Annotated in this window: 9 protein-coding genes and 1 rRNA gene; 1 reads left to right on the top strand and 9 read right to left on the bottom strand. The window is 70.9% G+C overall.

Features of this window, described 5'->3' with window-relative positions; translation table 11 throughout:
* Both DC432_RS15040 and coaE read right to left on the bottom strand, forming a co-directional pair.
* On the bottom strand, window positions 1–562 hold a 562-nt coding region (locus tag DC432_RS15040; protein ID WP_165801297.1), incomplete at its 3' end, for a DEAD/DEAH box helicase family protein.
* Between the two features lie 68 nt (window positions 563–630).
* Window positions 631–1230: a dephospho-CoA kinase gene (gene coaE, locus DC432_RS15035; protein ID WP_116538548.1), complete on the bottom strand. Its 600-nt coding sequence runs from the start codon at window positions 1228–1230 to the stop codon at window positions 631–633.
* Between the two features lie 113 nt (window positions 1231–1343).
* Between coaE and DC432_RS15030 the strand changes: the two genes are divergently transcribed.
* A complete protein-coding gene (locus tag DC432_RS15030) occupies window positions 1344–1715 on the top strand; it encodes a response regulator transcription factor (RefSeq protein ID WP_116538547.1) in 372 nt (123 codons plus the stop codon).
* 43 nt (window positions 1716–1758) lie between these two features.
* Here DC432_RS15030 and DC432_RS15025 read toward each other — a convergent pair whose 3' ends face one another.
* The 7 genes from DC432_RS15025 to rrf form a co-directional block, all read right to left on the bottom strand.
* Window positions 1759–2916, bottom strand: a complete 1158-nt coding sequence (locus DC432_RS15025) for a hypothetical protein (RefSeq protein ID WP_116538546.1) — start codon at window positions 2914–2916, stop codon at window positions 1759–1761.
* Window positions 2913–4532, bottom strand: a complete 1620-nt coding sequence (locus tag DC432_RS15020) for a sensor histidine kinase (RefSeq protein ID WP_116538545.1) — start codon at window positions 4530–4532, stop codon at window positions 2913–2915. Before DC432_RS15020 ends, DC432_RS15025 begins: the two co-directional genes overlap by 4 nt.
* Window positions 4533–4609: 77 nt before the next feature.
* The gene (locus tag DC432_RS15015) at window positions 4610–5317 is read right to left on the bottom strand and encodes a hypothetical protein (protein WP_165801296.1); all 708 of its coding nucleotides are present in this window, start codon (window positions 5315–5317) and stop codon (window positions 4610–4612) included.
* 101 nt (window positions 5318–5418) lie between these two features.
* Window positions 5419–5799, bottom strand: a complete 381-nt coding sequence (locus DC432_RS15010) for a GIY-YIG nuclease family protein (protein WP_347707132.1) — start codon at window positions 5797–5799, stop codon at window positions 5419–5421.
* A 338-nt stretch (window positions 5800–6137) separates the two neighbouring features.
* Window positions 6138–8393: a maltose alpha-D-glucosyltransferase gene (treS, locus tag DC432_RS15005; protein WP_116538550.1), complete on the bottom strand. Its 2256-nt coding sequence runs from the start codon at window positions 8391–8393 to the stop codon at window positions 6138–6140.
* A gap of 129 nt (window positions 8394–8522) precedes the next feature.
* Entirely contained in the window at window positions 8523–9737 is a 1215-nt protein-coding gene (locus tag DC432_RS15000) for an MFS transporter (protein WP_243393161.1), read from the bottom strand.
* A 163-nt stretch (window positions 9738–9900) separates the two neighbouring features.
* A 5S ribosomal RNA gene (gene rrf / locus DC432_RS14995) occupies window positions 9901–10017 on the bottom strand.
* Window positions 10018–10169: the final 152 nt, after the last annotated feature.

Raw genomic sequence — 10169 nt, 5'->3', positions numbered from 1 at the left:
GGTTGTACTGCATCGAGATGAACTTGCGGATGAGGGCGTCGCGGTCATACCGCTCCCCCACCTGCAGAGCGACCATGGCGCGCAGGTACTCCTCGGGCGCACCGAGGCCGTAGATGCAGGACACCGTGGATACGACGACGACGTCGCGCCGCGACAGCAGGGAATTCGTGGTCGAGTGCCGCAGACGCTCCACCTCGGCGTTGATCGAGCTGTCCTTCTCGATGAAGGTGTCGGTCTGCGGGACGTACGCCTCGGGCTGGTAGTAGTCGTAGTACGAGACGAAGTACTCGACCGCGTTGTTGGGCATGAGTTCGCGGAACTCGTTCGCCAGCTGCGCCGCGAGGGTCTTGTTGTGGGCCAGCACCAGGGTCGGCCGCTGCACCTGCTCCACGAGCCAGGCGGTGGTCGCCGATTTGCCGGTACCCGTCGCACCCAGGAGGACGACGTCGGTCTCGCCCGCGTTGATGCGTCCCGCGAGCTCGGCGATCGCCTGGGGCTGGTCGCCGGACGGGGAGTATTCGCTGATGACCTCGAAGGGGCGGACGGAACGGGTGGCCTGCATGCTTCCAGCGTAGGCGGGGCCTCCGACATCGGGGTCGGGTTGCGTTCGCCGTGCGCGAGCGGACGGCGTCAGCGAGCTTCCGAGACCCGCTGCCAGAGCTCGTCGAGCTGACGCCGCGTCTCGTCGAGGGTCGTCGAGGTGTCGATCACCACGTCGGCGAGCGCCAGGCGCTCGGCATCCGAGGCCTGCGATCCGATGCGCGCCCGGGCGTCGTCCTCGCTCAGCCCGCGCGTCTCGACGAGCCGCCGCACCCGTACGTCCTCCGGAGCGTGGGCGACCACGACCAGGTCCCACGCATCGCCCCCGCGAGCCTCCGCGAGCAGGGGGACGTCGTACACGACGACGGCACCGGGGTCGCTCGCGAACGCCTCGGCGAACCGCCGCTCGGATTCTGCGCGGACGGCCGGATGCACGAGCGCGTTCAGCGCGGCCAGCCGCTCGGGATGACCGAACACGAGAGCGCCGAGCGCGGCGCGATCCAGGGCGCCATCGGCCTGCAGCACCTCGCCGAACTCACGGGCGATGGCGGCGAGCACGGCCGAGCCCGGCGCCTGGACCTCGCGGACGATCGCGTCGGCGTCCACGACGACGGCTCCGCGTTCGGCGAGCAGCTTCGCGATGGTGGATTTGCCCGAGGCGATCCCGCCCGTCAGCGCAACAAGAGGCACCCGAGCAGGATGCCACATGCCCCCGGCCCTCGTGCGAGGCGGGCGTTCGCGCGCCCGGTCGTCTACCATTCGACCAGGCGGAACATCCCGAGCCGCCCGAAGAAAGCACCGTCATGCCCGTTTCCCGCACCGCGGTGGTGATCGAGGACGACCTCGACATCCGCACGCTCGTGTCCGTCGTCCTCGAGGGCGCCGGCTTCGAGGTGCACGCCGCCCCTACCGGGCTCGACGGCATCGAGCTGGTGCGACGCCACGATCCGGTCGTGACCACGCTCGACGTGAGCATGCCGGGTATCGACGGCTTCGAGACCGCGCGGCGCATCCGCGTCTTCAGCTCCACCCGCATCCTCATGGTGAGCGCACGGGCCGACGAGGCCGAGCAACGCGCCGGACGAGAGGCCGGCGCCGATGACTACCTGACCAAGCCCTTCCGCCCGCGCGAGCTGCGGCAGCGCGTCGAGGAGCTCGCGGCGCTCTCCGACTGACGGGCTCCGGGCACCGGCATCCGCCGATCGCGCGCTCCGCGCGTCACCCGGGTCCGAGCGCCTGCTCCCCGGTCACGGCGGCGAGGCCCGCCGCTTCGTCCGCCCGCGCGGCGAGGGCGTGGGCGTCGTAGCCATGGTCCGACGACAGCGCCAGACCCACGCCGACGACCGGCACGACCGAGGCCCCCAGACGCGAGAAGTCCGAGTCGATGCGCTCGTGGAGGACGCGCACCACGCGGCCGACGTCGGTGGTGGGGGTGGTGGTGAACGCCGCCGCCAGGCCGGCGGCATCCGTCTCCCCGACGAGCGACATCGTCGGGGCGTGACGACGTACCGAGATGCGGAGCTCTCGCGCGAAGCCCTCGGCGTCCTCCGGACTGAAGGCCATGGCCACGCGCTTGAGGTCGTCGACGCGGATGCCGACGACGCACATCTCTTCACCGGCGTTCTCGGCGCGACGGCAGATGATGGCGAGGGTGGCCTCGAACGACTCGCGCAGCAGGACGCCGTGCGCGTCGACCGACAGGCGTCGGATCTCGGACGTGCCGCGCAGAGCCGACTCGTTCGCGCGGAGCACCGACGTCACGACCACCGCCGCGATGACGAGGGTGGTGGTGAGGAAACCCGAGACGCGCGTGTCGAAAGCCGCGCGGAAGAGCTCGCTGTCGGGACCGGCCGCCACGAAGACCACCGTGCGAGCGGTGAACCACACCGCCTCGACGGCGAGGATCGCGGTCAAGCCGCCGGCGCTCCACCGGCGCCCGATCGCCCCGCGGCGCGTCTCGAACGCCCCGAGGACCGCGAACAGGGCGTTGCCGAGGAAGAACGGGACCGCCCCCGCCCAGTCGCCTCCGTCGGGCCCCGCGGCCAGGGCCGCGGCGATCGTCACGGCGACCACGGCGGCCATGACCCAGGACGCCCCGCGCACCGACCGACCGTTGAAGGCGACGCACCCGAGCCAGATGAAGCCGGTCGCCGCGACGAAGGCGCCGTTCCCGACGGCGACGGCGAAGAAGATGTCCGGGAGCAGGAGCCACGCGAGGTAGCAGACGGCCGAGAACGTGCCCGACAGGAAGGCGCTCGCCCACAGTCGCCCGGGGATCCCGTCCTTGAGCATCAGGGTGTCCAGCAGATACATCACGGTCGAGACCACGATGACGAGCGAGGTCAGGGCCTGAAGGGTCAGGACGTCCAGGTTCACGGGATCTCCTTGGACTCGCGGGGCAGACGCACCGTGAACGTGGCCCCTTCGCCGGGTGCCGTCCGCACGGTGATCTCTCCCCCGTGGGCGCGCACGAGGTCGCGGCTGATGGCCAGCCCGAGTCCGCTCCCGTGGGTCGAGGACTTGCGCACGGCGTCGCCGCGGAAGAACCTCTCGAACAGACGCGCCTGTTCGCTCGGGCTGATGCCGGGCCCGTCGTCGGCGACGGCGATGAGGACGGAGTGCACGTCGGTGGTCACGGTCACCTCGACGGCACCCCCGCGCGGGATGTACTTGACCGCGTTCGACAGCAGGTTGTCGACGACCTGGCGCAGACGGCGCGCGTCGACGAGGGCGCGCACCTCGTCGATGCCGGTCGTCTCGATGCGGATGCCGTGGTCCGCCGCGCGCGGAGCCATCGACTCGATCGCGGCGCGGACGATGGCCGAGACGTCGGCGGGACGCAGCTCGAGGTCCACCCCGATCCCCTCGCGCGAGGTGGACGAGACGGCGAGGATGTCCGCCACGAGCTCGAGCAGACGCGAGGCGTTGCGCTCGGCGACCGCGAGCCGATCGCGGGTGCCCTCGGCGATCGTGTCGTCGTCGAGAGCGAGCTCGAGGTAGCCGATGATCGAGGTCAGCGGCGTCCGCAGCTCGTGCGAAACACTGGCGATGAGGTCCTCGCGCGCGCGCCGCGCCTGCTCCTCGACCGTGACGTCGCGCGAGACGACCACCCCTCCCGCCTCGCCGCTGTCGCTCGCGGGCAGGCGTCGCGCCGTGATGCTGAGAGCGCGCCGGCCCTCGCCCGGTGCCCCGTACCAGACGAGTTCGCCCTCGAAGACCTCGCCCGCGCGGGCGCGTGCGAGGGGCGACGCCTCGGGCGCGATCGCGGTCGATCCGTCGGCCGCGAAGACGGCCATCTCGGCGCCGAACGGGTCCGTCGCGTCGAGCAGGACGGCGTGCGCGGTGTTGGTCACCGCGAACTCCCCCGCCGGCGTGATGCGGGTGATGCCGAAGTCGACGGCATCCAGAACCTCGGTCACCAGATCTTCCTGACGCCGGGCGCGCTCGACGGCGCGTCGCAGTTCGGCCGACTGCTTCTCGAGCAGCTCGCGCTGCGCGCGCGTGCGTCGAGCGGTGAAGTGGGCCATGGTCGACAGCGCGGCGACCACGAACGGCAGAACGAAGGTCGACGAGGCGAAGCGCTGCATGTCGATCGCCATGGCCTGGTGCACCATGACGCTCGCGACGACGACGGTCAGGACGAGGACGCCCCACAGCCCGAAGACGCTGCCGACCCAGATCGCGGGGAAGGCCCAGAGGACGCCGAGCCCCGCGAGGGGCGAACTCTCGCGCATCACCGCGATCGCGACGACGTCGAGCACGGGAAGGATCCCCACCGTCCACCGCGGCAGACGGTCCCAGGGCACCAGCACGGCCGCCACCGCGCCGAGGAAGATCGTCGACGCACCCGTCAAGAAGAGCGTCGCGTCGACGATCTGCGCGAGCAGGATCGACACGACGACACCCAGCACCGTCGCCGCGGCCAGGAGCAGCTGATTCGCCACGGCGTTGCGGCGCAGCCCGGCGCGCTCGCTCGGGGTCGGGGGCGCCATGGCCTCGACCCTAGCGTTTCCGACCCGTTCGCACGGGGTGTCGCCGCGGCGGCACGCCGCGCGGCCTCACCGGAGAATCAGAAGCCGAAGTCGCCGCCCAGATCGAACCCGCCCCCCGCGTCCATCCCGCCCGCGTCCATCCCGCCGGCGTCCGCGCCGCCGGCATCCGCGGGGGCGGCGTCGACGGCGCCCTGGTCGGCGGCCGCCCCGTCGGCGTAGCCCGCGTCGTAGCCGGGGTCGAACAGGGCACCCACCAGGGCCGATCCGACGACGTAGCCGCCGATGGTGCCGAGCATGGACGCCCCGAGCATCGAGCCGAAGCCCGGCCCTCCCGAGAACGAGCGTCCACCGAACGTGCGTTCCATGAACCCGGGCCGGGAGTACTCGGCGCGCGTCGCCGCGCGGGCCAGAACGGACGGATCGTCGCTGGCGGGACGCTCGGCCGGTGACAGCCCCGCCGACAGCTCCTGCAGCACCTGCTGACGTTGTGCGGGAGTCAGTCGACCGAAGGCCTCGGCGTGCACCTGCTCGACGGTCTCGGGAGGCGCGGTGCGCAACAGGTAGCGATAGCGCTCGACCGCCTGACGATCGGTTGCTTCCGCGTCCTGCGCCCCGGGGTCCGGACCGATGGATGCCGCGCCCCCGGCCGCCTGCGCGGGAGGCGGCGCGTAGCGGCCGTCGCCGTCACGGAACCCGCTGGCGCTCGGCCGCGCGTCGGGCGAAGACGCGGCATTGCGCCGGCGGTCGTCGTCGCCGGAGCCGAACAATCGATCGAGGAAACCCATCTTTACCTCCCGGATAGGTTCCCCACGCTAATCGCGCGGCCCCGAATGCGACGAGGGGTTGCCCCGCACGGGTTCGTCGTCGGCGGGTCAGCCGCGGCGGGTCAGCCGCGGCGGGCGATCGCCTCGCTCGTCCAGAGCGCGTACGCCGACCAGGGGTCTTCATGCAGCGCGGCCACTGACGCGATGTGCGCGTCGAGCGCGGGGGAACGGCGGAACCATTCGGTGCGTCCGAAACGCTCCGCCGCGAACGATTCGTGACGACGCCGCTCGAGCAGGCGGTCGCCCGGCTCGAAGGCGAGCAGTTCGTCGTGCCAGATCGCGGCCAGGCGCTGCCGCGGGCGGGCGGTGGTGCCGATCTTGATCCGGTCCTCGAAGCGCAGGTAGTAGACCACGTCGATGCGCGGGGGCGGAAGTTCGTCGTCGATCGGCTCGCCGTGGCGCCACTCGCAGACCGCGCACAACCAGCCGCTCGGCCAGCGCACGCCGAGTCGCGACCCGCACAGCCGACAGGGGGTCGGCAACAGGTCGGTGACCCCGTCCGCGCCGCTCGACCAATCGGCGCTGACGGCCGCGTGCCACGTGCACAGCGCGACGGGCGCGTCCGCATCGGCCGCACCCGCGCAGTCGGGTACGAGGCAGACGGGGCCGGATGGAGGGGACGTCGCGCGTTCCCCCCGCGGCAGCTCGACGGCGGGCCGGCGGGGGCCGGGCGAGCCGGGCGCGAGAGTGGCGCGATCCGGCGGAACGCGTGCGGTCGAGTCGGGGGCGGGCACGCCTTCACGGTACGCCCGGCCCCCGACATCGGCGCCGGGGCGCTTCGTCAGTCCTCGGTCTCGGGGGCTTCGAGCACGAGGAAGAGCCCCGCGTAGGGCCCGAGCTCGAGCGAGAAGCTCTGCAGCTCGTCCACACGGCCGACGACGTCGCCGGTCGCGGCGTCGACGGCGGAGCTCTGGGGAACCAGCCACTCCGAGCGCACAGTTCCCTCGATCGTCTCGTTCGAGAAGTTCAGCACCGTGATCTGCAGGGGAGCGTCGTCGGCGCGTCGGTCCCCACCGTCGAGCCGGTGCACCATGACGAGCATGCTGGGGTGGCCCACCTGCGGGATGTCGACCTGCGACGCCACGGCGATACCGTGGTCCCCGCGGATGCGCAGGACGTCGCGCAGCCCCGACAGGAACGAATCCGGGTCGTTCTGCTGATCGCCGAGCGAGCCGTAGAGCGACCGGGCCCGCGGCATCCCCGACACCGACGACGCCGCTTCGGGGGCGACGTCGAGCAGATCGTGCGCGCCCCGCTCGATCCAGCGGGTGTCGCCCGACGAGATGAGGTGCCGCACATCGTCGGCCGGGAGCGTGAGCGATCCGGTGAGGTCCCATCCCGAGAGGGCGAAGACGCCCGGCTGCCAGGAGTTGTACTTCGCCAGCAGCAGGTGCGCATCGCGGATCGCGGGCACGTCGTCGTCGCCGATGTCGGCCAGGGTCGCCTTGCCCTGGGTTGCGGCGATGAGGGATGCCGTCGTGCAGGCGATCCCGTTCTGCGTGAACACGAGGTTGTAGTCGGCCTCGACGGTGAGCTTCTCGGTCAGCTCGGCGCGCACCGTCTCGGCGATCTCGCCGCCGGTGCGCTCATCATGGCGGAAGGGGTACAGCGTGTCGCGGTGCGTCGTCGCCCAGTGCACGAGCTCGTAGGTGAGCTCGTCGTGGTTCTGCATGCCGTGGACGAGCTGCACGGGCTCGACCCCGGTTTCGAGCGCGGTCGTGAGGGCCAGACGCAGGAACTCGGTGTTCGCGGTGGCCAGGGCGTGGTGGTAACCGGGACGGGTGACGAAGTCGTACGACAGGTCGGCGCCGACGGCTCCCGTGTCGCGGATGTCCTCCATCGTCAGGTTGAGCTCCTGGAAGGTGAACCCGCCGACCTTTCGCACCATGCCCGCGATGATGTGGTTCGCCGCGTGGGAGAGAGGGTGCCCCTCCGACCACGCGGGGAGTCCCTCGGCGCTCTTCTCGACGCCGAGGAAGCCGTTGGCGTCCAGGCGCAACGCGCTCGTCCCCAGGTCGCCGAGCGAGTGCAGGGCGTCGCCGATGACCAGGCGCATCCCCGCGAACGTCGGGTCGAGCCAGTTGATCGAGGGCTGACCCTCTTTGAAGTAGTGCAGGTAGACCCAGCGCCGCTCGAGACCGTCGGTACCGACCACCGGCGCGGTGGCGCTCCAGTTGGTCTCTTTCACACCCGGGGTGTAGAAGATGACGCGCTGGAGCTCGCCGATGATGTAGCCGCGGGCGCTCAGCTCGCGCTCGGTCTCGGCGTCGAGGTTGACGGAGTCGCGCCCGGCGGGCACCTCGGGCAGCAGCGCCCAGTCCTCGCGCGGGATCTCGACCATGTGGTAGATCCCGGGGTAGTCCTTGTACGCCATCTCGGCGAGGCGGAAGTCCGCCCCCTTGCCGGTGTGGCCGGGCACGATGTCGTCGATGACGCTGCCGCCGTGGGACTCGGCGACGTCCGCGACGCGACGGAACGCGTTCTCGTCACCGAACTCGGGGTCGATCTGCGTGCTGATGCGATCGAAGTGCCCGTCGACGCTGGGCGTCTCCTGCCACCCCGTGATGCCGCCCGCCCGCTTGACGGGTCCGGTGTGGATGCCGTTGATCCCCACCCATTCGAACGCCTCCCACAGCGCCTCGTCTCCGAGCGCATCGAGGAAGGACTCCCCCGGCCGCGTGATGAGCGAGATCGGATAGGCGGTGAACCACACGTCCGTCGACTCGATCGCCCGACGCGCATCGGGGCGGGCGTACGGGTTGCGCCACATCGAGGGCTGGCCCGACAATTGGCGGCTGAGCACGTCGGCGTCCTTGAGCATCGACTGGCGCACGAGCCACTCGACGTACGAAGGGTTGCCGCCGTTCGCGTTACGCGGGTCGGTCAGGAAGCGCCGCAGCGTGCCGCCCCGGAACTGATCGCGCGGACGCAGCCGCCGCGGCCGCGCGGGGTAGCGCTGCTCGTCGTAACTGATCTCGGAGACCGTCTCGAGCGGCTCGGCACCGTCGGTGGTCGATTCCGCCCCCGTTCCGAGCATCTCGTCCTCCGCCATGGTGCGCTCCTCAGCGTCGTCCACTCGCGACCTCCCTCACGTCACCCTCGACGCTAGTCGACACCGCCGACATGCGACGCGGGCATTGACCCGGGGCGCTCTCGTGTCGCCGGATCAGGACGGCACGGAGGGCGCCGTCCGCAGCGCCGCCGCCGCGAGGACGAGCGCCAGGGCGCACAACCCCAGCACCGCGGCGAGGAACCAGCCCCAACCGAGAGCTCCGAACACCACCCCCAGCCCCCATCCGAACGCGCTCGATCCGGCGTAATACCCCAGGTAGTACAGCGCAGAGGCTTGAGCGCGCGCGCCGGGCGCCGCGGCGACCGGGGTCCACCCGGAGGCCACCGCGTGGGCGCCGAAGAACCCCGCGGTGAACAGCACCAGCCCCACCAGGATCGCCGGGAGAACGGGGATCAGCATCGCCGCCGCCCCGATCGCCATCACCGTCGTGCTCGCGAGCAGCACGCGCAGCCGCCCGTATCGCACCGCCAGCGCCCCCGCCTGCGGAGACGACACCGTACCGGCGAGGTAGGCGAGGAACAGCAGCGTGACGATCGCCGGGGCCAGCGAGAACGGCGGGGCCGAAAGATGGAAGCCCAGATAGTTGTAGACCGCGACGAATGCGCCCATCAGCAGGAACCCCTGCGCATAGAGCGCCAGCTGCGCGCCCGACCGCAGGTTCGCCGCCACCCGACGCCGGAGCGACGGCCCGCGGATCGCGCGCGCACGCTGCGGGACGAACCCCCGCGCCGTCGGCACCAGCGTGAGGAAGATCACCGCCGCGATCACGCAGAGAAGGACGACGGATGCCACCCCCCACCGCCACCCGACGGGTTCGCCGATCCACCCCGACACGACTCGCCCGGTCAGACCGCCCACCGTGGTTCCGGCGATGTAGGAGCCGGCCGCAGCGGCGACGTGGCGCGGAGCGACCTCCTCGCTGAGGTAGGCGAGCGCCACCGCGGGCACTGCTCCGAGGGCCACGCCCTCGAGCAGCCGGAGCACGAGCAGCGGACCGACGTCCTGCGCGAACGGGGTGATCGCGCCCAGGACGGTCGCTGCGATCAGCCCGATCGTCATGGCCGGGACGCGTCCCACCCGGTCGGCGACGACCGACCACGGAATCACGGCGATCGCGAGCCCGAGAGTGGATGCCGACACCGTCAGCGCCGCGTCCGCCGGATCGACCCGCAGGTCGGCGGCGATCGCCGGCAGCACGGCCTGGGTGGCGTAAAGCTGAGCGAAGGTCGCCACCCCACCGAAGAACAGCCCGACGAGCAATCGGCGATATTCGCGACTTCCCGGAAGGTGCCCCGAGAACTCGCTCACCGGTCGAGCCTATCGTCGCGGGGTACGACGAAGCGCCGGCGCGGACCCGCCCCCGTTGGAATCGGGGTGGGTTCGCACCGGCGCTGTCACCCGTGCGCGCGAAACCTGCGCATAAATGCGAAATGGCCACCCAGCTTTGGGTGGCCATTTCGGCTGAAAAGAAGTCCGGCGGTGTCCTACTCTCCCACAGGGTCCCCCCTGCAGTACCATCGGCGCTGAGAGGCTTAGCTTCCGGGTTCGGAATGTGACCGGGCGTTTCCCTCTCGCTATGGCCGCCGAAACACTATTGATGTTTCAAAAACCAACAACGATATGTTTCATTGTTGTGTTCCCGACCGTACATCGAGAACCACTCAGTGGACGCAAGCACCAAAAACAGGTGTGTTATCAAGTCATCGGCTTACTAGTACCGGTCAGCTTCACGTATTACTA

Origin of the sequence: Microbacterium testaceum (genome assembly GCF_003075375.1) — a bacterium.
Taxonomy (GTDB): domain Bacteria; phylum Actinomycetota; class Actinomycetes; order Actinomycetales; family Microbacteriaceae; genus Microbacterium; species Microbacterium testaceum_E.
The sequence above is the reverse complement of the archived record's forward strand: the minus strand, read 5'-3'. Positions and strand labels throughout refer to the sequence as shown.

Coding starts and splice junctions, on each gene's coding strand:
- DC432_RS15030 (WP_116538547.1), top strand. CDS start 1,344: ATGCCCGTTTCCCGCACCGCGGTGGTGATCGAGGACGACCTCGACATC.
- DC432_RS15020 (WP_116538545.1), bottom strand. CDS start 4,532: ATGGCGCCCCCGACCCCGAGCGAGCGCGCCGGGCTGCGCCGCAACGCC.
- DC432_RS15015 (WP_165801296.1), bottom strand. CDS start 5,317: ATGGGTTTCCTCGATCGATTGTTCGGCTCCGGCGACGACGACCGCCGG.
- treS (WP_116538550.1), bottom strand. CDS start 8,393: ATGCTCGGAACGGGGGCGGAATCGACCACCGACGGTGCCGAGCCGCTC.